Consider the following 26,019-nt stretch of genomic DNA (forward strand, 5'->3'; position numbering starts at 1 on the left):
AGGCCGTCAATTCCCGAGTAACTCAGTCAACCACGGTGCAAAGCCGAACCTAGAAGGCAGCAATTCAGGCCCGTATTTTTGATCCGAAACAGCTAAGGGTAGTTTTGTGTCATTCTTTGCCGTGACCTTGCTGGTTCTGTGCAATAGGTTGCTCGGCGAAGCCGTCACGGAATGGGATCAATGAACGTTTTTTCAAGCAAAAACAGACCGGTGCATAAAGGCCCCTATCCATCAGAGCTGCTGGCGCGCAGGCGTGATATGCCTGACCTGTCGGCAATTCTTGCGCATTCTCCCTTGGTTTTTGAACGGCCCGAGGACCCGCGCAGCATTGTTAACGCCATGGGAGAGTACCACGCGATGCTGGACGCTATCCGGCATGGCAGTACCAATGCGCAAAAGGCAGCCTGTCCCGATGATCCGGCAGAGCGGGCGGCGCATCTTAAATCATTTGGCTACTTCGCAGATGCCGCTGTGGTCGGTAGCTGTTTGCTGCCGCGCTCTGCTATTCTGGATCATCCGCACCGTAATCCGGCCTTGTCACGGCTGGCTGAAACCTTGCGCACGCGCCAGACGAAAACGCTGGCCTCCGGCATTGATATGATTATGGCCGATTTAAAGGACTCCATCGCATCCCCGCCGGGTACCATTGATGGCCACACGCACGCGATCGTGTTGCTGTATGAAAATCCGCGCGCGCCTGAGGACGGCGAAGCAGGCACCGGTTGGATTGATCGTGCGCAAGCCCATCGTGCAAGCCTTCTGGCGGCTGAAACGGCTGTCGTACTGGCCGAATATATTCGTCTCTTGGGGTACGATGCGCGTGCGCATACAGGGGCCGATGCGGATGTAGATCTCAATCAGTTGGCTGTCGCCGCCGGCCTTGTCACGCTTGAAAACGGCGGTCTGATACATCCCTATATCGGCACGCGGTTTGGGCTTGCTGCAATCACGACCACGTTCGAGGTTTCGCCTGATCTGCCTTTGGAACCTATGGCGCGTCAGCCAGTTTCCGCTTTTGGCTTGAAATGGCGGTTTGGTGGACCATATGCGCGCAATGCTTCCAACGCAGTTCCCTTCGCCAAACGGCGCTTTGTAGATGGGGCGCATCCGTTTGAAACTCTTAAACGGGTCGAATCTCCTACCACCTATATTGACGCGGCGCGGGTTGCGCGGGTGCCAAAACGGGCGGATTTGTTTGCCCGCGCGCAATTCGGAGACCTGGGTAAAGCCGTCCAAAAGGGGGCGGCCGGTGGTCACTATGCGCGCAAGGCGGCCCCGTCGATGGCGCAGCGTCGTGCGCTGGGCGCTTTCGTTTTGCTGCAGGACGGCACGCCCGCACCGAACCGTGTGAAACTGCCCCCGCAAGAGGCGGCAGAATTGGTCAAGGCGACCGCTTACTGGTTGGGCTGTGATGCTGTTGGCATTTCGGCGTGCCCCGACTGGACATGGTACAGTCATGATGCGCGCGGGGATGTGATTGATCCGCCCCACGATCAGGCGATCAGCGTGATCATTGATCAAGGCTATGAGACAATGGAGGGTGCCAGTGGAGACGACTGGATCAGTGTTGCCCAATCCATGCGTGCCTATCTGCGGTTTTCATTGCTGGGCGGGGTGCTTGCACAGCAAATCCGCAATCTGGGTTATAGCGCCAAAGCGCATACTGTGATGGACGGCGAAGTGCTGCAACCACCCTTGTTGCTTTTGTCTGGCTTGGGGGAGGTCAGCCGGATCGGAGAGGTCATCCTTAACCCGTTTCTTGGCCCGCGTCTGAAGTCTGGAGTTGTGACAACTGATTTGCCCATGGCCCATGACAAACCGATCGATTTCGGTCTGCAAAAATTCTGTGAGGCCTGCAATAAATGCGCGCGCGAATGTCCGTCCGGTGCAATCACTGCCGGGCCAAAGCTGATGTTCAATGGATACGAGATTTGGAAGTCGGATAGCCAGAAATGTGCGACTTACCGCATCACCACCGAAGGTGGCGCAATGTGCGGACGCTGCATGAAAACCTGTCCCTGGAACCTTGAAGGTCTGTTCGCGGAAAAGCCGTTCCGCTGGGCGGCGATGAACATCCCGTCCGCGGCACCGATTTTGGCAAAGCTGGACGATGCCGTGGGCAATGGCGGGCTGAATCCTGTCAAAAAGTGGTGGTGGGATTTGGAGCTGGACGAGAGCGGCAGCTACCAGCCCGCGAAAGCACCGGTGAACGCACGTGAGCTGCAAAAGGACCTGAAACTCGAATACGAGGACCAGACACTGGCGGTCTATCCTGCACCTCTTGCGCCACCACCCCATCCATATCCCTATCCGATGGACCGCGAGGCGGGGATCGAAGCCTATCAGGCCATGATCACAGCAGAGCAGTACAAAGCACATCTGGACAACGGAACGATCGATCAGGTCGCCCATATCTACACAGCTGATGGGGAAAGTCCGGTCATCGCTGCTTTGGTAAGCAAGGTAGAAGTGATCGCCGAAGGTGTCACCAAATACGAATTCAGCGCCCTTGACGGAAGCGATCTGCCAGAATGGCAGGCTGGCGCACATCTGGACATCGTTGTGGCGCCTGAATTCCTGCGCCAATATTCGATGTCAGGCAATCCCGCAGACCGTAGCACCTATCAGATTGCTGTGCTGCGCGAGGACGAAGGGCGCGGCGGCTCGAAGTTTATGCACCGCATCTTCACGCAGGGGCGGAGGGTGTTTATCTCCCGGCCAATCAACCACTTCGGTCTGGTTGATGGCGCCACGCATACGGTGCTGATGGGGGGGGGAATCGGCATTACCCCGATGATCGCCATGGCCCACGAACTTTTTGCCAAAGGCCGCTCGTTCGAGTTGCACTATTCAGGGCGCACGCGCAGAACGATGGGATTTCTGGAAGAATTTGCCGTGTTTGACTGGGCATCTCACGTCGCGCTCCATGTCTCTGATGAAGGCAGCCGGGCGGATCTCACGACGATCTTTGCAAATCAGCCCGAAGGCACGCATGTTTATACCTGCGGGGCAGAACCGTATATGGCGGCGGTTATGCAGGCCGCTTCACGGGCGGGTTTGCCAGATGATGCGCTGCATCTTGAGTATTTCTCCGTGCCGGAAGTGCCCGATTATGTGAACCATGATTTCACCCTGCGCCTTGCCAGATCAGGGCGCGATCTGCTTGTGCCAGCGGACCGTCCTGCGACGGATGTACTGGCCGAGAACGGCGTTCATCTGGACGTCAAATGCGCCGATGGCCTATGTGGCGTATGCAAATGTGGGTTGATATCGGGTGAGGTTGAGCACCGCGATTTTGTTCTTTCCAAAGCCCAACGAGAGACCACGGTGATCTTGTGCCAGTCCCGTGCGGCCAAAGAAGGGGGCGTGATCGAAGTTGATCTTTGACCGCGCGGCGGCCACCAACACCCGTAAAGCCGGATCGGCTGGCACCAAGCCAGTGTTCGGGCGGGCGATAAAATCCTATTCGTAGCCGGTCATTTCCAGATACCCCTTCCCGCTGTGGCTACCACTGACCTGCACAGGCCCTTCCCAGTAGGGGACGGCCATATCCATCCATGCATTCGGGTTCACGGCGCCAACTTTGATATCAACACCGTATGCAGGAACGCGGACCTGCCAATTGGTCGGTACTTGCCGCCTGTCCACATCCGATATCGCAAGCGGTGTGGCGTCGAAGCTACCATTTTGCAGCGCTGTTGTTGTGCCGTCCGGCAAGATCCATGTCCCTGAAGTGTAGTAGCTGCCATCGGCCTGCCGAAGCCTGAATCCCATCAGCTTTTGCCCCTCCTCAAAAGAAATCGAGAACCAGTCCCACCCTGTCTGGTCTGCCGCAAGTGGTTGCGAGGACCATTCGCGGTCAAGCCATGCAGTGCCAGTGACAGGAATATCGCCCTCGGGCAGGGTCAGGGTGCCGGTCAGCTCAAAAAATGGCTGGGAGTAATAATAGCTTGCTTGTCCCTGCTGTGACTTGACCGAATAGCCGTCTGCACCGTGAAAAACCAAAGGGCCTTTGGCCTGTAAAGACACATCATACGAAAATTCAGGTCCGGCTGCGCGCAGTTTCAATGCATCAAAGCTGTCACCCCGCATATGCCATTCGTCAATCCATGCGTTGAACGGGGCAGCGGTGACGCCCGCCTGTCCTGTCCCGCCGCGCGCAAATCGTTCAGAGGTGTAGTGAGCATTGGCTGAGGTCACGGCAGCATTGCCGAACCAGATTTGCGGGCTGTCCCAGTCTTGGGTGCTGTAGGGGGCAAGAGCGGAGCGAAACAGCGTCCATTGCAACCCGTAGGCGGTGCCGTCCGGACCGCGCATATTCGCCGTCAAGTACCACCACTCGATCCTATAGGCGGGGTGCGCCGCGTGATCAGCGGGAAAGCTGAACTGCGGCTCCGGGGTAGGGGTGGCAAAGCCTTCAGCCTCGCTGCCCATACCGGCAAAGCCCTGAGCCACCACTGGCAGCGCGCTAGCAACAGCGAGGAGTGTAACAAGCAGAGCGGCTCTAACGTTCATTGGCAAACACTTTCAACAAATCCGCTGGCGGGGTGCGCGCCAGTCTGCGTGCAGGCCACGCCGCGGCCAGAATTGCCGCGACCAAAGCAAACAATCCCAGCACGGCGTAGTCACCCGGAAAGACGTACATAGGTAACCGCCAGCCAAAGGCCTCTACGTTCACAATCGCCAGTAAGACCCAAGCCAGCACAAGACCCAAGGGCAAGGCGAGAACCGCTGTCAGCACGGCCAGCACCACCGCGCGGATCAGTTCCAATTGTCCCAACCGGCGACGTGTCAGCCCCAGCGCCCACGCAGGCGCCAACTGTGGCAGCCGCATCCCCGCCAGGGTTAACAAGCTCATGAAAATGGCAAAGCCCGCCACGCTAAGCGTCAGCACGTTAAGGGCGGCAGTCACAGTGAACGTCCGTTCGAACACCGCAAGGGAAAATGCCTTGATCTGGGATTGATCCGTAATGCTTTGCGCGGGCATCCCGAATTCGTCTGACAGTGCGGTACGCAAGGCAACCGGTGTGTCCGTGCGCAGACCAAAGCGCGTTGCCCCGACGTTCGGATGCAATTTGGCAAACAGTGGTTCGGAAATGATGGCCTGTCCGATGGGATTACCGTAGTCCCCAAACACGCCGACAATAGGAAGCGATAACTCCGGAGCGATTGTCAGGCTGTCGCCCACCCAAATCCGTGCGCGGCGGGCCAGTTGCTCGTTCACCAGAACTGCGCTGCCGTTGGCAATTTGATCCCAGACTTCGGGGGCTTCATCCAGAAATACCCAGTTGTCGCGGTAGGTCGCACCGATCCGCGCGCCATATAGCTCGGCGGGTAAGCCTGCCAGCTCTGCCTCTACGGACAGTAACGGAAGAACTTCGGTCACAAGGGGTGCGACGAACTGTTCTAGTGCGCGTGCCTCCTCCGGGCTTTCGGTGCTCACGTAAAGCTCGGACGCGAGACGCTGATCAAGAAATCCGGTAAAGGTCAGACGAAAGCTTGAGACCATCGTGGAAACCCCGATGTTTGCCGCCATCGCAAGCAACAATGCCATAAGAGCAAGGCTGAGGCCGGGCAGTTGTTGACGTGTGTCGGCCCAAAACCATTGTGCCGTAACTGCTTTGGCAAGGTGTTGCGAAAGGCGCAGGAAGGCGTCCAGCAACAAGGGCAGTGCCAGTGCAGCACCGACCAGCAAACAGCCCAGCAGGCCAAATCCCATCACCAAGCCATCTGCCAGCAGTGCAAGCAGACAGGCGGTGACCAGCAAGGCGCCGCTGGCTGCGATTTGAATGCGCCGCCGCGCGCCCCTTGCCGTGGCCCACGCTCTTGGCTGGGCGCTGGCCAAAAGCGGCATGCGCGCGATGGAGGTGAGCGCACCCGCCGCTGCAATGCCTGTTCCAAGTACTGAAATCGCAATGCCGGACAGCCACCAAGAGGGCCGCAGTTGCAATGTTCCCGATACTTCTGCGCCATAAAGCCCTTTGAGGGTGGCTGCCACATCAGGCAACAGGCTGGCCGCGACCAGATACCCCAAGAAGACCCCGATAAGCCCGCCGATCAAAGCAAACACAAACAGCTCTGCTGCCATAAGCGCGATCAGGCGGCCTAGGGGCATACCCAAAGCACGCAGTGTCCGCACCATCGCGCGCCGCTGTTCAAAAGCAAGCCCGATTGCCCCGTGTACAATGAAAATCCCCACAGCAAAGCTGAGCAAGCCGAAAGCGGTCAGATTTAGGTGAAAGCTGTCCGTCAGTCGCCCGACATCTGATCCACCCTGCGCGGCACGACGGATTAGATCGGGCGCAACATCTGCCAGTGGCAGGCGACCTAAGGGTTGCTGAGGCGCCATAATCAGGCGGCTTAGCTTGCCTTGGGCGTCAAGCAGGCGCTGGGCAACAAATATATCGGTAATGGCTGTATCCGGTGCGATTGATGGTTCGATCACTACAGGCGCGTCGATCAATCTATTGATTTTTGATGCAGTCGCCGCATTCGCAAAGACCGGCTGTTGCTCCAGAAATTCCGGTAGGTCCATTTCTCCACCGCCGCCAACTGGTCCCAATCCGCCGGGCGCAGTCAGCGGATCAATCCCGACCAGCCGAACATCGCCCAATCGGCCCTCTGTAACCGGACCCACTAACCACCCTGCGCGGCGAAGGGCGATAAACGTCTCCTGGGGGATTGTGTCTCCTGTGCGGGGTAGCAATTGGTCATATTGCCCTTCACCCAATGTGGCGGCGGCAGCATCATAGCTTGCGCGGGCCTCCGCGTTGACGGCCTGAACGCCGGACCATAATGCGGTTGCCAGCGCCAGCCCTGCCACCAGCGTGAACAGCTGCAAGGGGTTGCGCCGCCAATGCGATAGTAGTGCTGACAGGCCCGTCCACGTCATGCCAAAAGCCCGCTTTGCAGATGCAACTGCCGCTGCATCCGCGCTGCCAGACGGGGCGAGTGCGTGACCATCACGAGGGCTGCGCCTGTTTGACCCACCAGCGCGAGCATCTGGTCCATCACCTCCGCTGCGGTGGCTTCGTCAAGATTTCCTGTCGGTTCATCCGCGAGCATCAGCTTTGGCTTGGCCGCTAATGCGCGCGCGATCGCTACGCGCTGTTGCTGGCCGCCCGACAATTGCTCGGGGTATTTGGATAGATGCGCACCCAAACCCAAAGCCACCGCCAGATCGCCCGCCGCCTTGCGATCATAGACACCAGCCAGCCGCGCCTGAAAAGCAATGTTCGCCGCAACGTCAAGGGAAGGGATGAGGTTGAATTGTTGGAATATGATGCCGACGCCGCTTCGTCGCACGGCGGCACGGGCGGCGTCATCCATCGTTGCTACGTCTTTCCCATCCAGCAGGATGCTGCCTTCATCCGGGATGTCCAATCCTCCGATCAGATGCAGTAGCGTGCTTTTGCCTGATCCGCTCTCGCCTGTCAGCGCGACGGTGTCCCCTGCAGCGACCTCCATATCAATGCCGCGCAGGACGGGCACAGAACCTTCGGCCCCAGCGTAGGATTTTTTCAAATCTTTGACATTCAGTAGCATATGGCACCCCGTGAGCTGATTAAGACCTATCGCAGTTGTGCAGTAAGACCAGCAGGATTTTCGGAGGTTTGGACCATATGTCGCGTGTGCGGTGGTCAGGAAGGTTCCGGCAACTAGATACATGTGGGTGATGAAAGGTGGAACAGAATGGAATTGAAACCCGATTGGGAATACGTGGCAGACACGGTGATGGGCGGCGTCTCTACCGGAGAGGTCCAGAACGGGCAAATAGCGGGCCGTCAGGCGGTGCGGTTGACCGGCGAAGTCTCGATTGAGAATGACGGTGGATTTATCCAGATGGCGTTTGATGTGGCACAGGGCGATGTGATGGATGCCTCTGCATGGGCGGGGGTCGAAATTGAGGTGCGCGGTGACGGTACCGGTTATGAAATGCGCCTGCGCACAGATCAATTGGAGCGGCCTTGGCAATCCTTTCGTACAACAATTGATGTGACCGAAGACTGGCAAACAATCCGGTTCCCCTGGGGCGCTTTTGAGGGGCGCAAGACCGACCAGACGCTTGATCCCGCTCGCTTACGCAGGATCGGGATTTTGGCATACGGACAAAAGATGCAGGCAGATATCGCGGTGTCTGCGATCCGGCTTTACCGTTGAAGAACATGGGGCAATCGCGGGACCTTGATGCGGCTGATCTAAGCGCCATTATCCAGATGGCTCTTAGCGATCATGTGCCATTTGCTACAATAGAACTCGATTACGGCCTGTCCGAAAAAGAGGTGCAGGCGATCATGCGGCGGGAACTTAAGCCGGGCAGCTATCGCGCGTGGCGAAAACGGGTACATGATTTTGGAACCCGTCGGGCACAATACAAATGAACCCGCGCCGCGACAAAGGGTTAGCGGTGCCCGCGACCCGTTTGGGGCGTTTGTCGCGACTTGGCGCACTGACCGCAGGGGTTGCCGGGAATATGGCAATGGGTGGCATGGCGCAGCTTGGGCGGGGGGAACGCCCCGACTGGCGCGGACTGCTCATGACCCCCATGAATGTCACTCGCATAGCGGATGAACTCTCAAAGATGCGCGGAGCGGCGATGAAGATCGGGCAACTGGTATCGATGGACACAGGTGATGTTCTACCGCCCGAGCTTTCCCAGATCATGGCACGGCTACGCGATAACGCGGATTTCATGCCGCCGGCCCAACTCAAGAAAGTCTTGGCGGCGCAATGGCCGGACGGATGGTTGAAGGATTTTTCCCGCTTTGATGTACGCCCCATCGCGGCAGCCTCTATCGGGCAGGTACACCGCGCAACCTTGCGCGACGGAAGGGAACTGGCGATCAAGGTCCAGTATCCCGGTGTGGCCCGCAGCATCGACAGCGATGTGGCGAATGTCGGCGCGTTGATCCGTATGTCGGGCATGTTGCCAAAGGGCTTTGAGCTGGAGCCGTATCTGGCCGAAGCGGCCCGCCAGTTGCACGAAGAAACTGATTATGTTCGTGAGGCACATTACCTCACAGCGTTCGAAGAATTGCTGGCAGGGGAACAGGAATTTATAGTGCCGAAGGTCCATGCTGACTGGAGCACACATAGTATTCTTGCAATGGATTTTGTGATCAGCAAGCCGATTGAGGAGGCCCTGTCGGAAAACAAGGAACAGCGCAATTCCATCACGCAGAAATTTATCAGGCTTTTCTTAAGTGAGTTGTTTAATTTCAGGATGTTGCAGAGCGATCCTAACTTCGCAAACTATCGGTATGTTCCATCGACCGGTGACATTGTTTTGCTGGATTTTGGAGCAACGCGCGAAATTAGTGAAGATATTTCAAGGTTTTATCTGAATGTGCTGAAGGCTGGTTTGAGCGGTGAGCGAGATAAGCTTGAAGACCTTTTCGTAAGTATTGGAATCTTAAATGAAAATACGGATTTTAAGCATCGGGGCGTGGTGCTCGATCTAGCGCAGATGGTCTTTGACCGATTGCGCGCGCCGGAGTTCGATTTTGCAGATACGGCCTTTGTACAAAGCATACAAAGCGCAGGTGAAGCGTTAGTTCGCGACGGCTTCGTACCAACTGCGGTCCCGATGGAATTGCTGTATGTTCAGCGAAAGCTTGGGGGGATGTTTCTGTTGGGGGCAAAGCTGAAAGCGCGGCTGCCTCTCAGCGAAATGCTGGCAGATTATCTTGTGGATTGAAGGGCGCGGGGCATTGCTGCCCCGCACTCAGTCAGCTCTTCTTGGTGTCGTCGACCACGTTCATCGTGGCCAGGCCGGAGTTACCCAGTTCCACCCCTGCGAAGGGGCCTCCGTGGCACATGTGATTGGGGTCATGCGGGTCCATCGGAGGTTCGTTCGCCAGTACCTCTTCCGCGAATTGTTCGGCATTGTCGGTAGGGCGATACCCCAAAAAATGCGCCTTTGAGTTGTCTACTGGCGCGCGGTCGTTGTCGCTGACGCCATAGATAACGGCAAAGCCGGTCACGGGTGTTTCAATGCAACGGGTGACCAGCTGGATCAGGTCGTCATAGCTTAGCCATGAGCCAAGAGCGCGGGCATTGTTGACCTGCGCGCAAGACAGGATGCGCATGTGGACGCTCTCCACTCCGCGCTTTTCCCAGTACATCCGGCCCAAATCCTCAGAGAAGCATTTGGCGAGACCGTAAAATGTATCGGGGCGGTGGGCGACTTCTGTATCGATGAATTCGTTCTTTGGATACATGCCGACAGCATGGATGGACGAGCCATATACCACGCGGCGCACGCCATGGCGCGAAGCAGCTTCCCATATATTGTAGGACCCGATAAAATTAGGGCCCAAAAGTTGTTCAAATGGGCCTTCGTCCACGAAAGCGCCCATGTGCACGACCATTTCTGCGCCCTCAATGACAGCGTTCATGGCATCGAAATCGGCCAAGTCGGCCTGAACGTAACGCTCACCTGCGTAAAGTGCGCCGGGTTGTTCCTTGATATCTGTCGAGACAAGTTCGTCGCAGAGCGCTGTCAGCGGCTCACGCAGGTAAGAACCAAGGCGTCCTGCGGCACCGGTAAGGACGAGTTTGCTTAGCTTTTTGGGCATATGGTGGCCTTTCAGGGTAGGTTATTTCAGTTTGCTTCGGACATTTGACAGAAGTGCATCGGTGGCGCGAGCTAGAAGCGTTGTATCGGTGCCGCAGGCGACAAAGGTGAAGCCTTCGTTCAGCAATTGGGCGGCAAAGGCTGCATCATTTACCAGAGTGCCCACAGGCATTCCCTTTGCCATCAGCCTTTGCGCGCATGGACGGATCAGGTCCCAGACTTCGGTATCCAGTGGCTTGCCAAGTTTGCCAATGTCGGCAGCGATATCCGCAGGCCCGAAGAAAATACCATGCACACCGTCCACGTCAGCGACGGCTTCAGCCTGCTCGATGGCACTGCGCGTCTCCAGCTGTAGCAGAACGGTCGTTTCTTCTTCCACGCGGCTAAGATAGTCGGGGATACGGCCAAAACTATTGGCACGTGTCGCGCCCGAAAAACCGCGTAAGCCACGCGGCGGATAACGAGTAGCGGCAACAGCGGCCTCGGCTTCAGCCACGGTGTTGATCATCGGGAACAACAAGCCGCGCGCCCCAAGATCCAGAAGGCGTTTGACCATAACGGGATCATTCCACTCCGGTCGAACGATTGTCGTCGTTCCCGTGGCGGCAAAGGCTTGCATTTGCCCTAGCGTGCTGAAGTAATCGTTGGGAGAATGCTCCATATCAATGAGCGCCCAGTCAAAACCAGCGGGTGCAGTGACTTCGGCTGCAAAAGCGCTTGATAAACTGACCCAAAGGCCAAGCTGTTTTTGCTTTGCGCGCAGTGCGTGGGTGAAAGGATTGTCCGGATATTGCATTAAATCTCTTCACCAGCCGCTATGGCGGATTTCACTTTTTCAATATTTTCGGGGCTTAATCCATAGTCGATGGATGCTGAAGTTTCAGTTATGTAACCTTTTGCCAGATCGCGCATGACGGCGGCCTGATCGCGCTCTGACGCGGGGCCGTAGCCCGCACCGCCTGGGAAAGCCATCTGCACACGCGCGCCATGAGGGACAAACTGGCGGCCTTTCCCTTGCATTGGTGTGCCATCATCGCGGGCAATCGTTGTGGGTGCTCCGTTCCCGCCACCGCGCCTACCTCGCGCTGGATGATCTACACGGTCCAGCATCGCGGAGATGTCGAATTCATAGCCATCGCGCGCGCCTACCTCCATGAATTGGCCCAAACCGCCCCGCATCCGTCCTACGCCGCCAGAACCGGGGCGCAGTTCCTTGCGCCAGATGATCACAGGGCCAGCGTGTTCTGTCGCTTCGACTGGCATGGTCATCACACCCGATGGAAAAGCGGTTGCGTTGAGCCCGTCCACCCGTGGCCGTGCGCCCGCGCCGCCAGAATTGAAAGTCAGCACTTCGGCACGGCGGGCCCCGAGGGGGGCGGGCACGTCACTGCGCGGGCGCAATGAAACCTGAAAGTTGCACAAGCAACCGGCGCCTTCTGCGGGGACAACGTCAGGCAAGATTTTGTCCAGTGCGTCATAGACAGTGTCGGGTACAAAGTGGCCGACTATGTGGCGCAGGGCCACTGGTGCCGGATGCAAGGCATTTACGATTGTGTTTTCCGGCGCGTAAATCTCGAACGGGGCCAGCGACGCGGCGTTATTTGGGATTTCCGGCGCAATCGCGCATTTGAGAGCATAACAAGCGTAGGCCTTTGCGTAGACTAGCGGACAGTTGATGCCTTTTGGGTCAAGCCCCGAAGTGCCCGTGAAATCGCTCAGGATGCGGTCTTTGCTGACGGTTAGCTTTACCCGCAGCGTAATCGGAGAGGCGAAGCCGTCAACCGTCATCTCACCGGTGGCCGAGGTTTGGGGGAGGGTAGCGATCCGTTCCAACGTGGCGCGGCGGGAATTGTTAAAGATGAACGCAGCGATGCCTGTCAGATCATCAAGGTCGAATTCTGTCATCATCTCAATCAGGCGGCGGTGGCCGATTTCATTGCAGGTCGCCAGTGCATACAGGTCACCGACCAGTTGGTCAGGCTCGCGCACGTTGCCGCGCACGATGCGCAGCAGCGTCTGGTCGACCTCACCACGGTCGGCAAAGCGCATGATCGGCAGATAAAGCCCTTCTTCATAGATGGAATTGGCATCCGCGCCGAAACCGCGCCCGCCGATATCAACCACATGGGCAGTACAGGCGAAGAATCCGACCAATCTGCCGCAGTGGAACGAAGGGGTGACCATGGTGATGTCATGCAGGTGTCCGGTGCCTTCCCATGGGTCGTTGGTCAGATATACATCGCCTTCGGCCATGGTTTCGCGGCCGATGCGGCGGATGAAGTGTGCAACGGCGTCGGCCATGGCATTCACGTGGCCCGGTGTGCCGGTGACGGCTTGTGCCAGCATCAACCCGTCGGCGTCATAAACACCCGCTGACAGATCACCTGCCTCCCGCACCGAGGTGGAAAAGGCCGTTCGCACCAGAGCCTGCGCCTGCTCTTCCACAACAGAAATCAGACGGTTCCACATCACTTGGTAAGCTACAGTAGATGGCGTGCTCATGCGTCTTGCTCCTGTGGGATGATGTCGATGCAGCCGTCAGGTTGGCGAATGGCGCGTCTGCTGGAGGGGATGATGATGGTGGTTTCATCTTCGGGGATTATTGCAGGGCCCTTGGCGATGTCGCCCACGGCCAATGTGTTGCGGGGGTAGATGTGACCGGTTTCCATTTTCCCCATAGCGGCATCGAAAAACGTGCAGTCGTCCTTTGGCACCGCGCTGCCCGCGCCCTTGCTTTGTTCGGTTAGCGGGATGTCCTTTGGCGGCGTCGTGGCATTGACCGACCAAACCGTAATCTCGATATCCATGCCTGCGACGGCGCGTCCGAACAGGCGGGCGTAGTCGGCCTCGAACAGGGATTTGAACAGGGTCGCATCGGGGGCAGTTGCCTGCGCAAGGGTGAGAGCAATAGGGATTTCCCAACCTTGGCCTTTGTACCGCATGTAGACTTTGTATTCCGCGATGATCTCTGCGTCGGGCGCGCAACTTTGCACAAAGGCCGTCGCCTCGGATTGCAGCTCTGCCAGCAATGCCTGCACCGTTGGGGCGTCAAAACCGTCGAGCGTCATATACACTGATCGGTTCGCCTCAAAGCTAAACGGCGCGCGCAGGAACCCGATGGCAGATCCAACACCGGCACCCGGCGGCACCAACAAGCGCTCAACCCCGAGCTTTTCGCACAGACGGGCGGCGTGAAGCGGGGCGGCGCCGCCAAATGCGATCATTGTGTATTCTGACAGGTCTTCGCCGTTTTCCACCGCATGGACACGCGCAGCGTTTGCCATGTTTTCGTCCACAACCTCTGACAGACCGAACGCCGCGGTCGCATCATCCAACCCAAGCGGCGTTCCAAGGGTTTCGGCAATTGCCGTTCGGGATGCCGCAACATCCAGCGTGATGGACCCGCCTGCGAAATTTTCTCCGTCCAGTTTGCCAAGTACAAGGTCGGCATCGGTCACGGCAGGTTTCGTGCCGCCGCGACCATAGCAGGCCGGACCCGGTTCAGAACCCGCACTGTGCGGGCCTACGCGAATCTGGCGCATGCTGTCGACATGGGCCAATGACCCGCCGCCGGCACCAATTTCAACCATGTCGATCACGGGGATCGAGATCGGCATGCCGGAGCCTTTCTTGAACCGGTAGCTTCGAGCCACTTCGAACACGCGGGAAGTCTTTGGGGTCTGGTTCTGGATCAGGCAAATCTTGGCGGTGGTCCCGCCCATGTCAAAGCTCAGCACCTTATCAAGCCCGTAGCGCGCGGCGATATGCGCTGCAAAAACCGCGCCTCCCGCAGGGCCACTTTCGACCAATCGCACAGGGAATTCTGCCGCACTTTCCAGCGATATGATGCCGCCGCCCGAATGCATCAGGAAGATCGCGCAATCCACGCCTGTTTCGCGCAAACGACCCTCCAGGCGGCCCAGATAGCTTTTCATCAGCGGTTTAATGTAGGCGTTTGCAACCACGGTGTTGAAGCGTTCATATTCGCGCATTTGCGGGCTGACCTCGCAACTTAGCGAAATCGCGACATCCGGCAGGCGCGCGGCAAGGACATCGCGCACCATGCGCTCGTGGTCGGGATTGAGGTAACTGTGCAGCAGACCGATTGCGACGCTTTGGTACCCGGCTTGGGCAATCGCTTCGACCACGGGTTCGATGTCTGCCGATTTCAGCGGGATCAGCTCGGCCCCAGTGGCGTCGATCCGGCCCGGCACGGTGTAGCGCATCTGCCGTGGGAGCAGCGGCTCTGGCAGTTGCAGGTTCAGGTCATATTGTTCGAACCGCGACTCGGTGCGCATTTCGATCACATCGCGAAAGCCCTCGGTTGTGATCAACGCAGTTTTTGCGCCGCGCCGTTCAATCAGGGCATTGGTGGCGAGGGTGGTGCCGTGGATGATCTGCGTGATGTCGTGCGGCATGATACCCGCCTTGGCGCAGACAGCCTGCATACCGTCAAGGATCGCCTGCTCGGGTGCGTCATAGTTGGTCAGCACCTTGATCGAGAAGCTTTCGCCGCGCGTTTCCAGCACCACATCGGTGAATGTGCCGCCGATATCCACGCCCAAGCGTGCGTCCTGCCTGCTCATATTTCTGTCCTGTCTTAAAGTTTGATATCGTAGGTGACCCACGGCGTTCGGGTGGCGATACGGTCATAGACACTGCGCGCGCGGTAGTTGTCTTCGGCGGTGATCCAGCGGATCACGCCCCAGCCTTTTTCCCGTCCCACTGCGCTGACAGCATCAATCAACGCCTGAGCCGCACCACTGCCGCGTGCGTTCGGGTCAACAAACAGATCATCCAGAAATCCGTTGGTGATAGCCCGCAGGGTTGAGACGAAAGGGCGGTAATGGGTGAAGCCGATCAGCTTGCCGTCCTGCTCTGCGACAAAACAATTGGACCCGTGTTCGGGATCGTGCAGCCATCCCCAGACGGTATCGCGCATCGGCGGCGTCTGAGGGACGCCATAGAAGGCGGCGTATCCCTGAAAGAGAGTTTCCCAGGCGGACCTATCGCTCAGATCAAGGGGGCGGATGGTGACTGACATGGCAGGCTCCTTACGGGTTAGATAACTGCAGTTTCCAGAAAGCGTGTGCCTGCCTTAGCGCGGTTGACGTCGAAGGCGCTCAGATCAAGGCTGCGGTAGGTGCCATAGGCGATCAATTCGGCAATGCCGCGGCCCATCGCAGGAGACTGTTGAAGACCGTGTCCGGAAAACCCGTTTACGAAGATGAAATTCGGACAGTCCTGCGCGCGCCCCAGCAGCGCATTCTGATCCAGTGTATTATAGGCGTAATGCCCGACCCACTGGTTGATGACTTTGACCGCTTCGAATTGAGGGATGCGGGTGGCGATAGCGGGCCAGACCTTTTGCTCCCAAATGCTGTGATCAAAGTTGAAATCATCATAGGCGACGTCTTCATCCTCATCTGGCGGGCAGCCAGCCAGATAGTATTTGCCATCCGTTCGTACATGTACGCCAGAGGGATCAATGGTAAGCGGCAGATCGCGGTCCAACGGCTTGGCGGCGTCGAACACGAATGTATAGCGTTTGCGCGGCACCACCGGAATATCCAGCCCTGCCATGCGCGCGGTCGCCGCGGCGCGCGGGCCAGATGCATTGACCAGCGTCCCGCAGGCGATTTTTGTACCATCGCTCAGAGTAACGCTTTGGACTGCATTGCCGTCGCGGGTGATGGCGGCGACTTCGCCGTGGATATATTCGACACCATTGGCGCGCGCGCTTCGTTTGAACCAGTCAAACATCGTGCCGCCGTCGAAGTAGCCCTCATCAACCAGATTGTGATTTCCGGCGATGATATCATCAAGCTGGTAAAATGGATAAGCAGCGGCAATGTCGTCACGGCTCAGGTGGCGCGTACCGGCACCTAGTGATTCCTGAACCGCTTGGGATCGTTTCAGGGTCAGCGCAAATTCCGGAGTATCGGCCAGATAGAGATAGCCAAAGCTATGCAGCGACAAATGCGGCACGTCCGGATCGCCGCCCATGAATGTGCGGAAGTTCTTGATGAATTCTGCTCCGAACTGGCTTACCTGAATATTGGTGGCATTGCTGAATTGCTGGCGTATGCAGCTGTTCGTGTGCGAAGTGGAGGCGAAGGTGTAAGCTGGGTCACGCTCGACTACCAGAACCTTGCCGTCAAAGCCGGCCATCTGGGTCAGCCACCATGCAACGGCCGAACCGTAGACGGCACCGCCGACAATCAAAACATCATAGCTGGAACGGGATGGAGCCTGCATAGGAGTGCTTTCTGCTGAACGAATATCGACACGATAACCACGGTGCCGATGCTTTGCCCAGAGATAACATCAGGGATCAAACGGCTTAGCAATGGCGCGTGCAACCATTTCAAGCCGGTCCTGTCCATAGAACATATCTCCGCCCACAAAATAGGTCGGAGAGCCAAAGATATTTCGTTCGATCGCCTCTTGGGTATTGGTGATGAACTGCTGTTTTATCTGCGGGCTGCCTGCGGTGTTTTGCAGCTCAGCAGGATCTTCATCACACGCCAGCGCGATGGCTTTCAGAGTTGCTGGATTCGCAATATCCGCATCGTCGCGCCATTGCGCTTGCAGAATGCCAAAGCTGAGGCGGTCGGGGTCATTTGCGGCCATGATCATGCCACTTGCAAGGCCCAGCGGGTTATCATGGTGGGTAGGGCGGTAGGATAGGATAGGCAGATCACGCCATTGCGCCCAGCGGCTTAGTTCGCGGCCAAAGAAATAGTCGATATGTGCGGCGCTTCGCCCTTTAAAGTCCGGGGCACCTGCCGCGGCGATGACAGGCAGGAAGTCGAATGGCCGGTGCGCAATAGTCCATCCGGCATCATGCGCGATCTGCGTCAGGGCCCGCGCGCCCAGATATGCATATGCGGAATGGGCCGAGTAAAAATATTCTATCACTTTATCTCTCATGGTGGGCTCTTTCAGCGTATTTTTCGATTGGCGGTTTGACTTTGCACGTGGTTGCGCCACAGTCTTGGCAACATGGTAAGGGTGTCTTTGAATGGACCGTCAAGAGATAGAAACACTGATCGGGCGGGTCGCAATGAACGACCGTGCTGCGTTCTCGGCTTTGTATGATGCGACCTCGGCGAAACTATTCGGTGTGTGCCTGCGTGTGTTGCATAACAGATCAGCGGCCGAGGATGCTATGCAGGACAGTTTCGTAAAAGTTTGGAAACATGCGTCGAGGTACCAGTCCAACGGGCTGAGCCCGATGACGTGGCTGATTACCATTGCGCGCAACACGTCGATTGACCGGCTGCGCGCGACACGCAAAGGGCATATGGATATCGATACGCCGGGACTTGAGCTTGCAGCGTCTACTGCAGGGCCAGAGCAGTTGGCGGTTGCGGCCGGGGAAGCGCGGCGTCTGACCGGTTGTCTTGACGAGTTGGCCGAAGATCGGGGCGCTGCGGTGCGTGGTGCCTACCTTGACGGCCACAGCTATGCTGATCTGGCCGAGAGGTTTTCGGTTCCGCTTAATACAATGCGCACATGGTTGCGCCGTGGCCTGATTTCGTTGCGGGAGTGTATGAGCCGTGAGTGAGGGACCCGACATGTTGGACGAAAGTATGCCGCAGGGCGATGACCTGCTGGCCGCTGAATTGGTGCTTGGCCTGCTTCGCGAAGAAGAGCAGCGCGAGGCACTGGCAAGAAGCGCAACAGATCCTGCCTTTGCGGCGCTTGTCGCCGGGTGGCAGGAACGATTTGTTCCCATGACCGATGCAATTGCACCGGTGAACCCGCGCCGCCGCGCCAAAAAGCGCCTTCTCAAACGTCTGTTTGATACCGGCCCTGTGCCTTTGTCACAGCGGCTGTGGGTCTGGAAAGGCCTAAGCTTTGCCGCTTTGGCCGCCGCAGCCTATTTGGGTGTTCAGCAGCTTGCAGTTGATCCTCCTTCCGGAGCGGATGCGATCTATGCGACACAGTTAAGCGGTACTGAAACCCCGCTTCAGGTGCTTGCCGTTCTTGATCTTGCCAACGGCGATATCGCGCTAAACCGTGTGGCCGGGACAGAGGCCGAGGGCCGGTCATTCGAACTTTGGGCGATTGTGCCTGAGGCTGCTCCGGTGTCATTGGGTGTTTTGACAGCGCAATCAACCATGCGCGTTTCGCTGCCCCAATCCTTGCGCGACCGGGCGGGTGAGCTGACGCTCGCGATCTCGGACGAGCCGGCGGGTGGCTCACCCACAGGGGCGCCGACGGGTAGCGTTCTTGCTGCCGCGCCGCTGACAGAGCTCTGAGGGCGTTTTCGATTCTTTTCGGTGCTGGTGGTGAAACTTATGAATAGATTGATCCGTTTCTATTTGGACATGCGGGTTAACTGGTATCAGGTTCGTGTTTTCGCATGTCACGTTAGTTAGGATCGCGCGCGCTTGCGTGCCAGAGTAACAAGTAGGCAAAGGGTTCGGCATGAGAATGTCAGAACCCTTTGTTTGTCTTCGGCATGACCTTTCAGAAATATTGCTGGACCGATGCGGTGCCTTGCGCCATCAATATTGTATGAAACCGCCAGTAATCGACAACCTGCAATACGCCAATTTTTCCCCCCGCATTTTCGAACAAATGCGCGCAGGCGGCGTGGACGCGGTGCATGTCACCATCGCCTACCACGAAAGCTTTCGTGAGATGGTGTTGAACCTTGAACAATGGAACCGCTGGTTTGAAGCGCATCCCGATCTGATCTTTAAGGGAACCACAGTTGATTGTGTGCGGCGCGCGCAAGACACCGAGCGGACAGCGATCTTTTTTGGCTTCCAGAATCCCAGCCCCATCGAAGATGATATTGGACTGGTCGAAATCTGCCACCAGCTTGGTATCCGTTTCATGCAACTTACGTACAACAACCAGTCGCTGCTGGCGACGGGCTGTTATGAGGATTACGATGCGGGCCTGACCCGCATGGGCCGTCAGGTAGTGGCCGAGATGAACCGTGTAGGCATGGTTGTTGACATGTCCCACTCCGGCGATCGCTCAACGCTGGACGCGATAGATCATTCCACGCGGCCCATCGCCATCACCCACGCAAATCCGGCATGGTGGCATAAAGCATTGCGTAACAAATCCGACGAAGTGTTAAGCGCGCTCACGTCCAGCGGCGGTATGTTGGGATTTTCGATTTACCCCCATCACCTGGAAAAGGGCTCTGCCTGCACGCTTGAAAGCTACTGCCAGATGATAGAGGAGGCCGCGCGGCGCTATGGTGCGCAGAACCTCGGGATCGGCACCGATCTGTGTCAGGATCAACCCGACAGTGTTGTTGAGTGGATGCGTGTGGGGCGTTGGTCAAAAGTGATCGACTATGGCGAAGGATCTGCCAGCAATGCAGGCTTTCCGCCGATGCCTACATGGTTCAATGACAATCGCGACTTTGGCAACATCCGCGCGGGGTTGGAGGCCACAAGCCTGAGCGCTGAAGACATTGATGGGATCATGGGCGGCAACTGGCTGCGTTTTTATGATGCAAGTTTCGGGCCTGCGCGGTGAAGGACGCCCTAGACATACCTGCGCAGATGCCGCTGCGTTCGCCGGACACGGTGATGCGTCTGTCCCGCATGGGGGCGATGTTCCCGACACGGCTGTCCTTTCTGCGCAGTCTGATCCGGAGGCTTGCAGCAGAGCGCGCGGAGGTCACGCAGCACATGTGGCAGATGTGCGAGGACGGCTTTGGCCACGCGGTATTCAGTGTGGATTTGGGCGGTCACACCTATTCGCTTGTGGCGGTTTCCACCGACCTGCCGGAAGATATGCGGACAGACCGCGTTATCGCAACAGCTTGGGACACCGCGTATGTGCTGTTCGATGGCGTGCCGGATGCCTCTGATATTGACCGGATCGCCGCGAATGCTCCACTGCAAGAGGCAGGGCGCTTTGGTCCGAAAGACTTGATTTTGAGCCGTGCGAACAAGTCGGTGCGCCTTTTTTCCCACGTGACGGAAAGGTTGCGGGCCGGGGGGCAGCCAGACGCCGATATGATCCGTGATGTCGGTTACCTGATGCGCACCACTGCCGTTTACGGCAACGGAAAGTTCGGGATCGCAGATCGCGCTGCCTATGACACACGTCCGGGGCTGGAAGGGCCGTTTGCCGCAGAAATGCTGACGGTTTGGCTCATCCGGCACTTTACCCATGCCTTGGCCGAGCATGTCGGGCAGGGTGTGCTTGACCCCGCGCTAAAGCGGCATCTTGGTATCGGTAACTCGACGGGTCTTGGTATGGCACCGTTTTTGGTGACCCATCCGGTTCTGCTGAACAACTGGATGACCGCACGGGAGACGGCGCTGGCGCGGGTGCGGGCGTTGCCGCGTATTGGACCGCACCAGATTGCGCGACTGGGTACTTTGGCGCAGCGGGCAACTGCACATCTGGCGCAGTGGAACGTGCCGGATGCCCAGCATCAGGCGCGCATAGAAAAGCTGCGCAGTGATTGGGAAAAAGCGAAACCGTTACTGGCCCCCGATTTGCTGCGCAAAGACGTGCCTCTGGATCACGTTATGGAAGCCTGCGCTGGAATGACCGTCGATGTCCAGGAACTGATGGTGGCGCTGCTGATAGAACCTTTTGGCGAACTGGTGGATGATCTGGCCGCAGATATGGCTGACCTTTATGGCGCTTTTGCCCCGCCTTTACCTGACACAAAGGCACTGCGTACTCGTATTGAGGCCGATTTCGGCTGGGCGCTTGGCGCAGATTACGCGGCGGCCGCGCAGTGTGGCCAGTTCTGGTACGTATCCGAGGCGAAAATGGAGCCGCGATTGGGCCTGCGCTTTTCCGAGGAAGGGGCCGCACTTGAGTCCCCGCTGGACATTGCGCGACGTGTGCAGGCAGCACATGCTGATCTTCCTGCGGTGCCAGAGCCTGTCTCGGCGTTTCTGTCGCGCCATCCTGAACACGCATTGGCGGTTGAACGTGTGGGCCTTTCGGCGCGCTACCCCTATGCGGAAATTCGCGACAACCTGATCGCCGAAAGCTGCCTTCCGATTGATATGTTGCGCTGTAAGCTTTCGTTTTTTGGCGCGTCCAAGTTCGATCCGAAATCCGACCGGTGGACACGCATCACCTTATGTCAGGGCGCACCGCTTGCCACCGAGCTGGACGCGGAGGCAGACGACTGGTGGCTGCCGGTGTTTGGATCGTGACGCGATCTGTTAATGAAGTCATGACACTTGCTGCAAAGGCTGCGCGCGGGGCAGGTGCGCCGCCTGCGCAAGCGGCGCAGTTCGGTGCGGCCGCAGCAGTGCATCTGGGGGCGGGGCGCGAAATAGACCCGCTTGAGCAGGCATTGGCAGCGTTGCCTGAAGGTCCGGTGATACTCCTTCCGCTGGCGTTGATGCGAATAGCGGAGCAAGGGCAAGGCGGTCACATTAGTGGAACAGTAACGGACGCAGACCCCGCACTGCTGCAAAGCTACCTTGAGGCGCTGCCTTATGCTGCACGGCTGGCCGACGGCCGTCTTGTAGAGCTGGACCTGTCGCGCCCCTCTGCGCGTCCGCGGCTGACGCGGATCGCTTTACCAGACCATCTATTTGACGATTGGAACAGGCTTGCAGCACGTCTGTTGGTGCCGGAAAGCGAAGCCTCACGCCTGTCGGGGGCTGGTGCCGGGCTCAGCGATAACGATTAATCGAAGGGCGGCTGGGGATAACCGACGTGCGCAAGATAAAGCCCGTGCGGCGGACAGACAGGCCCGCAGGCAGCACGGTCACGGGCTTGCAATGCCCGCTCCACATCATCCGGCGTCAATGAACCGCTTCCCACACGTTCCAGCGTGCCGACAAAGCTGCGGACCTGATTGTGTAGAAAGGACCGTGCGCGCACGTCAAAATGCACTTCAGTGCCGTGGGGTGTTTCGACTTTGGTGATCTTAAGCCGTTCCAGAGTTTTGATCGGCGTGAGCGCCTGACAGATGGTGGAGCGGAAGGTGGTAAAGTCGTGTTCGCCCAGCAGCCTGTTCGCGGCCTCTTGCATTGCAGGCACATCGAGCTGGTTCTTGACCTGCCAGACGTAACCCCGCTGGTGTGTTGCAGGGGCGCGGCGGCACAGAATGCGGAACAGATACCGCCGTTCAAGCGCGGAAAAACGGGCATGGAAGTCATCAGCCACCGCAACGCATCGCACGATCGCGACCGGCTGTGGTTTCAGGTGGTAGTTGACCGCTTCGGACAGGCGGAAAGGATCCCAGTCCCGCTCCATATCGCAATGGGCCACCTGACCCAATGCATGCACGCCCGTGTCGGTACGTCCTGCCGCAGCAATATTGTGGGTGCGCGGCTCGATCCGTGCGAGGGCGTTTTCGATCGCGCCCTGCACCGACGCAAGCGACTTCTGGCGTTGCCAGCCATGGAACGGCGCACCGTCATATTCAACCTGAAGAGCGTATCTGGGCATAAAAGGGGCTTTATCGCGGGGGCAGGGCTGTGGCAATCCCTGCATAAGCGACCTATGTAGGATGCGGTAAAGAAGGCAGGGCGCGCGTGGTACTATCTCAAATCGCTGACGGGATCTGGCGACAGGTCGAAGCCGTGCAGGACACGGTGTCTGAGACATTCTTTGAGCCGGTCATCCGGTTAGGCGTCACAGGGCTTGCGCGTTCGGGAAAGACGGTTTTCATCACCTCGCTCGTGGCCAACCTGATTGATCGTGGCCGAATGCCGGGTCTTGTGGCCGCAGGCGAGGGCCGGATCGAGGCGGCATTCCTGCAACCGCAACCCGATGATACCATTCCGCGTTTCGAGTATGAATCGCATATGGCCGCCCTTACGGACAAGACACCCCATTGGCCCGACAGTACGCGGGCGGTGTCAGAGCTGCGGCTAAGCCTTCGGGTCCGGCCCAAGGGGCTGCTGTCAGGATTGCAGGGGCCGCGAACGATCCATCTGGATATCGTGGATTACCCCGGCGAATGGCTGCTGGATCTGGGTCTATTGGATATCACCTATGACGAATGGAGCGCGCAAACATTGACGCGGATCGCACCGCGTGCGCAGGCGCAGGCCTATCTGGCGCTGGTTGCGGCGACTGATCCACAGGCAGAACTGGCCGAGCCGGAGGCCAAAGCGCTGGCAGACGCCTTTGCAAGCTACCTTAAACAAGCGCGCAGTGACGGGTTTTCCGACTGTACACCGGGGCGGTTCTTGCTGCCCGGCGATCTGGCCGGTTCGCCCGTTTTGACATTTGCGCCGCTGCCGGCGGCGGACGGTGACGCCCGCAAAAGCCTGCGGCGCGAAATGGCGCGGCGGTTTGAAGCCTATAAACGTGAGGTCGTAAAACCCTTCTTTCGCGACCATTTCGCGCGTATTGACCGGCAGGTCGTGCTTGTGGATGCGCTGGGCGCGATAAACGCAGGCCCGCCTGCCGTTGAAGACCTGCGCGCGGCCATGACAGAAACCCTGGGCGCGTTCCGCCCGGGCAGTAACAACTTCCTCAGCGGGCTTTTGCGTGGCAAGCGGGTAGAAAAGATCCTTTTTGCCGCGACCAAGGCAGATCATCTGCATCACAGTCAGCACGCGCAATTAACAGCGATAATGGAGGCGTTGACCCGCGACGCGCGTGAACGCGCGCGTTTTGCCGGTGCGCAAACCCAAGCGTTGGCGATCGCATCGCTGCGCGCCACAACCGAGGATACGATGACCCATGAGGGAACTGCCCTTGATGTGGTGCGTGGAACGTTGCTCGATAGCGGCAAACAGGCGGCATTTTATCCCGGTGACCTGCCGGATGATCCGGCACATTTACTAGGCCCGGCGCGGTCTGGCGCGACACAGTGGCTTGATGCGGATTACAAGATTATGCGCTTTGCACCTGCCCGGTTGTCTTTGCGTCCGGGGGATGGTCCACCACATATCCGTCTTGATCGCGCAGCAGAGTTTTTGATCGGGGACCGGCTATGAACACCATTAAGATCAGCCCCGCGCGCCCTTTGGATGCGGGCAAGCTTGGCGATATTCTGGCCTCTGCGAACGGGCAGTTTGACTGGCTGCCACGGCTATATTCTTCTGCCGAGGAAATCATGCTGATTGGTGATATGATTGATGCGGGTTGGGTACGGGTGGCCTATTTGGACAATGTTTTGGCAGGTTTCATTGCCCGTAAAGGGACGGAAATCCATGCGCTTTGTCTGCGTCCACATTTACAAGGCCAAGGGGTTGCCCGCGCGCTGATGCGTGACGCGCAGCGCAACGCCAAAAAGCTTGGATTGTGGAGCTATCAGGCCAACCAGCATGCGACATATTTTTATGAAAAAGGCGGTTTCATAGAGATTACGCGCACTAATGGCGCTGGCAACGATGCGCATCTGCCTGATATCCGTTACGAATGGTATAGGGAGACCGCCTGATGGCCAAAGGCCCAGTCCTGTTTGACCTTGACGACCAGACAGAAGCGCAACCGTCAGTTGCTGACGCACCGCCGGTCGAGGACTTGCCGACGCTCGACGCGCCGCAGGGACAGGCGATGCAGATAGCAGCGCGTTTGGCCGCGAGAAAACCGTCTCTGCTGAGCCGGTTGTTCTGGGGGTTGGGTTCTGTACTGGTTGCGGCCTTCATTTCATTGGCTGCGTGGACTTTCGTCACCGATCTGATGGCCCGCTATCCGGTGCTTGGCACCGGCATGACGGTTCTGTTGCTTGCGTTTTTGTTGGTGCTGGCTTTGGTAGCGCTGCGCGAACTGGCTGCCTTTGGCAGGCTTGGTCGGCTCGATAGCTTGCGCCACACAGCAGTTCAGGCATTGGCGCATGATGACCTTGCCGCCGCGCGTGATGTGACCGACCGTCTGGTGCAGCTGTACAAAGGGCGCGAGGATACACGCTGGGGGCGCGACCGACTGGCAGAACTACGTGCCGACCAGCTGGATGCCGCGAGCTTGCTAAGCTTGGCAGAGAATGAGGTTCTCGCGCCGCTTGATCAGGCGGCACAGCGCGAAGTTGAGGCAGCCGCGCGTCAAGTCGCTACGGTAACAGCGCTGGTGCCATTGGCCTTGGCGGATGTGGCTGCTGCGCTTACCTCTAACCTGCGGATGATCCGCCGAATTGCCGAGGTATATGGCGGGCGGTCCGGCTTTTTCGGTAGCTGGCGACTGACCCGCGCAGTGCTGTCGCATCTTGTGGCAACGGGGGCTGTTGCGGTGGGCGATGACATGCTTGAGCCGATCCTTGGCGGTTCACTGCTGGGCAAAGTAAGCCGTCGTTTTGGTGAGGGCGTGGTAAATGGCGCGTTGACTGCCCGCGTTGGTGTAGCTGCCATGGAGGTCTGCCGACCTTTGCCTTTCACCGCTACCCGCCGACCCAAGGTCCGAAGCATCATCGCACGCAGCCTTGGCGGTTTATTTGGCAAAAACGGCAAGGAAGACTAGGGTTTTCCTTACTGTGCCTTTGCTCACGCCATGGCTAAGGTGACTGAAAACTCAAGGTAATGTGCGGAGTA

Annotated in this window: 23 protein-coding genes and 1 pseudogene; 12 read left to right on the forward strand and 12 right to left on the reverse strand. The window is 58.1% G+C overall.

The features are described 5' to 3' along the window. Positions 1-180 precede the first annotated feature (180 nt). A complete protein-coding gene (locus tag K3757_RS04640) occupies positions 181-3,387 on the forward strand; it encodes a reductive dehalogenase (protein ID WP_409202570.1) in 3,207 nt (1,068 codons plus the stop codon). 75 nt (positions 3,388-3,462) lie between these two features. On the opposite strand, the gene K3757_RS04645 is transcribed toward K3757_RS04640, so the two are convergent. The 4 genes and pseudogenes from K3757_RS04645 to K3757_RS04655 form a co-directional block, all read right to left on the reverse strand. Beyond that, positions 3,463-4,515, reverse strand: a complete 1,053-nt coding sequence (locus K3757_RS04645) for a lipocalin-like domain-containing protein (protein ID WP_259999802.1) — start codon at positions 4,513-4,515, stop codon at positions 3,463-3,465. Next, complete coding sequence (locus tag K3757_RS19090; RefSeq protein ID WP_409202576.1) at positions 4,505-5,554, reverse strand: ABC transporter permease; 1,050 nt, start codon at positions 5,552-5,554, stop codon at positions 4,505-4,507. The genes K3757_RS04645 and K3757_RS19090 overlap by 11 nt, the downstream gene beginning before the upstream one ends. A 312-nt stretch (positions 5,555-5,866) precedes the next feature. Beyond that, positions 5,867-6,892 (reverse strand): annotated as a pseudogene (locus K3757_RS19095) (FtsX-like permease family protein); the annotation flags it as partial. Then, positions 6,889-7,545, reverse strand: coding sequence for an ABC transporter ATP-binding protein (locus K3757_RS04655; protein ID WP_259999804.1), 657 nt, complete (start codon positions 7,543-7,545; stop codon positions 6,889-6,891). The pseudogene K3757_RS19095 and the gene K3757_RS04655, both read right to left, overlap by 4 nt. A gap of 147 nt (positions 7,546-7,692) precedes the next feature. Between K3757_RS04655 and K3757_RS04660 the strand changes: the two genes are divergently transcribed. From K3757_RS04660 to K3757_RS04670, 3 genes are read left to right on the forward strand one after another with little or no spacing between them, the layout of a single operon-like run. Next, a complete protein-coding gene (locus K3757_RS04660) occupies positions 7,693-8,160 on the forward strand; it encodes a CIA30 family protein (RefSeq protein ID WP_259999805.1) in 468 nt (155 codons plus the stop codon). A 5-nt stretch (positions 8,161-8,165) separates the two neighbouring features. Next, the gene (locus K3757_RS04665; protein WP_259999806.1) at positions 8,166-8,381 is read left to right on the forward strand and encodes a TIGR03643 family protein; all 216 of its coding nucleotides are present in this window, start codon (positions 8,166-8,168) and stop codon (positions 8,379-8,381) included. Then, positions 8,378-9,697: an AarF/ABC1/UbiB kinase family protein gene (locus K3757_RS04670; protein WP_259999807.1), complete on the forward strand. Its 1,320-nt coding sequence runs from the start codon at positions 8,378-8,380 to the stop codon at positions 9,695-9,697. The genes K3757_RS04665 and K3757_RS04670 overlap by 4 nt, the downstream gene beginning before the upstream one ends. Before the next feature lie 31 nt (positions 9,698-9,728). On the opposite strand, the gene K3757_RS04675 is transcribed toward K3757_RS04670, so the two are convergent. The 7 genes from K3757_RS04675 to K3757_RS04705 form a co-directional block, all read right to left on the reverse strand. Continuing rightward, on the reverse strand, positions 9,729-10,577 hold the full coding sequence (locus K3757_RS04675) for an NAD(P)-dependent oxidoreductase (RefSeq protein ID WP_259999808.1): 849 nt from the start codon (positions 10,575-10,577) through the stop codon (positions 9,729-9,731). 21 nt (positions 10,578-10,598) lie between these two features. Beyond that, on the reverse strand, positions 10,599-11,372 hold the full coding sequence (locus tag K3757_RS04680; protein ID WP_259999809.1) for an HpcH/HpaI aldolase/citrate lyase family protein: 774 nt from the start codon (positions 11,370-11,372) through the stop codon (positions 10,599-10,601). Beyond that, positions 11,372-13,078 (reverse strand): hydantoinase B/oxoprolinase family protein, encoded by a 1,707-nt coding sequence (locus K3757_RS04685; protein WP_259999810.1) that lies wholly within the window; start codon positions 13,076-13,078, stop codon positions 11,372-11,374. The genes K3757_RS04680 and K3757_RS04685 overlap by 1 nt, the downstream gene beginning before the upstream one ends. Next, positions 13,075-15,162 carry a hydantoinase/oxoprolinase family protein gene (locus K3757_RS04690; protein ID WP_259999811.1) on the reverse strand — a complete coding sequence of 696 codons (2,088 nt, stop codon included), beginning with the start codon at positions 15,160-15,162 and terminating at the stop codon, positions 13,075-13,077. The genes K3757_RS04685 and K3757_RS04690 overlap by 4 nt, the downstream gene beginning before the upstream one ends. Before the next feature lie 14 nt (positions 15,163-15,176). Continuing rightward, positions 15,177-15,620 carry a GNAT family N-acetyltransferase gene (locus K3757_RS04695; RefSeq protein WP_259999812.1) on the reverse strand — a complete coding sequence of 148 codons (444 nt, stop codon included), beginning with the start codon at positions 15,618-15,620 and terminating at the stop codon, positions 15,177-15,179. A 17-nt stretch (positions 15,621-15,637) separates the two neighbouring features. Beyond that, entirely contained in the window at positions 15,638-16,834 is a 1,197-nt protein-coding gene (locus K3757_RS04700; protein WP_259999813.1) for an FAD-binding oxidoreductase, read from the reverse strand. Between the two features lie 69 nt (positions 16,835-16,903). Then, a complete protein-coding gene (locus K3757_RS04705; RefSeq protein WP_259999814.1) occupies positions 16,904-17,509 on the reverse strand; it encodes a 2-hydroxychromene-2-carboxylate isomerase in 606 nt (201 codons plus the stop codon). A 91-nt stretch (positions 17,510-17,600) separates the two neighbouring features. Here K3757_RS04705 and K3757_RS04710 point away from each other — a divergent pair, with 91 nt between their 5' ends. From K3757_RS04710 to K3757_RS04730, 5 genes are all read left to right on the forward strand, one after another. Next, on the forward strand, positions 17,601-18,146 hold the full coding sequence (locus K3757_RS04710; RefSeq protein WP_259999815.1) for a sigma-70 family RNA polymerase sigma factor: 546 nt from the start codon (positions 17,601-17,603) through the stop codon (positions 18,144-18,146). 10 nt (positions 18,147-18,156) lie between these two features. Next, complete coding sequence (locus tag K3757_RS04715) at positions 18,157-18,843, forward strand: anti-sigma factor domain-containing protein (protein WP_259999816.1); 687 nt, start codon at positions 18,157-18,159, stop codon at positions 18,841-18,843. Positions 18,844-19,018: 175 nt separating this feature from the next. Further along, the gene (locus K3757_RS04720) at positions 19,019-20,086 is read left to right on the forward strand and encodes a membrane dipeptidase (protein WP_409202577.1); all 1,068 of its coding nucleotides are present in this window, start codon (positions 19,019-19,021) and stop codon (positions 20,084-20,086) included. A 26-nt stretch (positions 20,087-20,112) separates the two neighbouring features. Continuing rightward, positions 20,113-21,738 (forward strand): hypothetical protein, encoded by a 1,626-nt coding sequence (locus tag K3757_RS04725; RefSeq protein ID WP_260001181.1) that lies wholly within the window; start codon positions 20,113-20,115, stop codon positions 21,736-21,738. Then, entirely contained in the window at positions 21,714-22,223 is a 510-nt protein-coding gene (locus tag K3757_RS04730; RefSeq protein WP_259999818.1) for a hypothetical protein, read from the forward strand. Before K3757_RS04725 ends, K3757_RS04730 begins: the two co-directional genes overlap by 25 nt. Here K3757_RS04730 and truA read toward each other — a convergent pair. Then, a complete protein-coding gene (gene truA, locus K3757_RS04735) occupies positions 22,220-22,987 on the reverse strand; it encodes a tRNA pseudouridine(38-40) synthase TruA (protein WP_259999819.1) in 768 nt (255 codons plus the stop codon). The two genes, K3757_RS04730 and truA, sit on opposite strands and share 4 nt — an antisense overlap. A gap of 86 nt (positions 22,988-23,073) precedes the next feature. Between truA and K3757_RS04740 the strand changes: the two genes are divergently transcribed. The 3 genes from K3757_RS04740 to K3757_RS04750 are packed head-to-tail and all read left to right on the forward strand — an operon-like array spanning position 23,074 to position 25,948. Beyond that, complete coding sequence (locus K3757_RS04740; RefSeq protein WP_259999820.1) at positions 23,074-24,489, forward strand: YcjX family protein; 1,416 nt, start codon at positions 23,074-23,076, stop codon at positions 24,487-24,489. Then, positions 24,486-24,935, forward strand: a complete 450-nt coding sequence (locus tag K3757_RS04745; protein ID WP_259999821.1) for a GNAT family N-acetyltransferase — start codon at positions 24,486-24,488, stop codon at positions 24,933-24,935. Before K3757_RS04740 ends, K3757_RS04745 begins: the two co-directional genes overlap by 4 nt. Then, a complete protein-coding gene (locus tag K3757_RS04750) occupies positions 24,935-25,948 on the forward strand; it encodes a YcjF family protein (protein WP_259999822.1) in 1,014 nt (337 codons plus the stop codon). The genes K3757_RS04745 and K3757_RS04750 overlap by 1 nt, the downstream gene beginning before the upstream one ends. Positions 25,949-26,019 lie beyond the last annotated feature (71 nt).

Origin of the sequence: Sulfitobacter sp. S223 (genome assembly GCF_025143825.1) — a bacterium.
In the GTDB taxonomy this organism is placed as follows: Bacteria; Pseudomonadota; Alphaproteobacteria; order Rhodobacterales; family Rhodobacteraceae; genus Sulfitobacter.

What these genes read in the sequence shown, in the direction of transcription:
- K3757_RS04640 (WP_409202570.1), top strand. Translation starts at nt 181, where the DNA reads ATGAACGTTTTTTCAAGCAAAAACAGACCGGTGCATAAAGGCCCCTAT.
- K3757_RS04645 (WP_259999802.1), bottom strand. Translation starts at nt 4,515, where the DNA reads ATGAACGTTAGAGCCGCTCTGCTTGTTACACTCCTCGCTGTTGCTAGC.
- K3757_RS19090 (WP_409202576.1), bottom strand. Translation starts at nt 5,554, where the DNA reads ATGGCATTGTTGCTTGCGATGGCGGCAAACATCGGGGTTTCCACGATG.
- K3757_RS04655 (WP_259999804.1), bottom strand. Translation starts at nt 7,545, where the DNA reads ATGCTACTGAATGTCAAAGATTTGAAAAAATCCTACGCTGGGGCCGAA.
- K3757_RS04660 (WP_259999805.1), top strand. Translation starts at nt 7,693, where the DNA reads ATGGAATTGAAACCCGATTGGGAATACGTGGCAGACACGGTGATGGGC.
- K3757_RS04665 (WP_259999806.1), top strand. Translation starts at nt 8,166, where the DNA reads ATGGGGCAATCGCGGGACCTTGATGCGGCTGATCTAAGCGCCATTATC.
- K3757_RS04670 (WP_259999807.1), top strand. Translation starts at nt 8,378, where the DNA reads ATGAACCCGCGCCGCGACAAAGGGTTAGCGGTGCCCGCGACCCGTTTG.
- K3757_RS04675 (WP_259999808.1), bottom strand. Translation starts at nt 10,577, where the DNA reads ATGCCCAAAAAGCTAAGCAAACTCGTCCTTACCGGTGCCGCAGGACGC.
- K3757_RS04680 (WP_259999809.1), bottom strand. Translation starts at nt 11,372, where the DNA reads ATGCAATATCCGGACAATCCTTTCACCCACGCACTGCGCGCAAAGCAA.
- K3757_RS04685 (WP_259999810.1), bottom strand. Translation starts at nt 13,078, where the DNA reads ATGAGCACGCCATCTACTGTAGCTTACCAAGTGATGTGGAACCGTCTG.
- K3757_RS04690 (WP_259999811.1), bottom strand. Translation starts at nt 15,162, where the DNA reads ATGAGCAGGCAGGACGCACGCTTGGGCGTGGATATCGGCGGCACATTC.
- K3757_RS04695 (WP_259999812.1), bottom strand. Translation starts at nt 15,620, where the DNA reads ATGTCAGTCACCATCCGCCCCCTTGATCTGAGCGATAGGTCCGCCTGG.
- K3757_RS04700 (WP_259999813.1), bottom strand. Translation starts at nt 16,834, where the DNA reads ATGCAGGCTCCATCCCGTTCCAGCTATGATGTTTTGATTGTCGGCGGT.
- K3757_RS04705 (WP_259999814.1), bottom strand. Translation starts at nt 17,509, where the DNA reads ATGAGAGATAAAGTGATAGAATATTTTTACTCGGCCCATTCCGCATAT.
- K3757_RS04710 (WP_259999815.1), top strand. Translation starts at nt 17,601, where the DNA reads ATGGACCGTCAAGAGATAGAAACACTGATCGGGCGGGTCGCAATGAAC.
- K3757_RS04715 (WP_259999816.1), top strand. Translation starts at nt 18,157, where the DNA reads ATGTTGGACGAAAGTATGCCGCAGGGCGATGACCTGCTGGCCGCTGAA.
- K3757_RS04720 (WP_409202577.1), top strand. Translation starts at nt 19,019, where the DNA reads ATGTCAGAACCCTTTGTTTGTCTTCGGCATGACCTTTCAGAAATATTG.
- K3757_RS04725 (WP_260001181.1), top strand. Translation starts at nt 20,113, where the DNA reads ATGCCGCTGCGTTCGCCGGACACGGTGATGCGTCTGTCCCGCATGGGG.
- truA (WP_259999819.1), bottom strand. Translation starts at nt 22,987, where the DNA reads ATGCCCAGATACGCTCTTCAGGTTGAATATGACGGTGCGCCGTTCCAT.
- K3757_RS04745 (WP_259999821.1), top strand. Translation starts at nt 24,486, where the DNA reads ATGAACACCATTAAGATCAGCCCCGCGCGCCCTTTGGATGCGGGCAAG.
- K3757_RS04750 (WP_259999822.1), top strand. Translation starts at nt 24,935, where the DNA reads ATGGCCAAAGGCCCAGTCCTGTTTGACCTTGACGACCAGACAGAAGCG.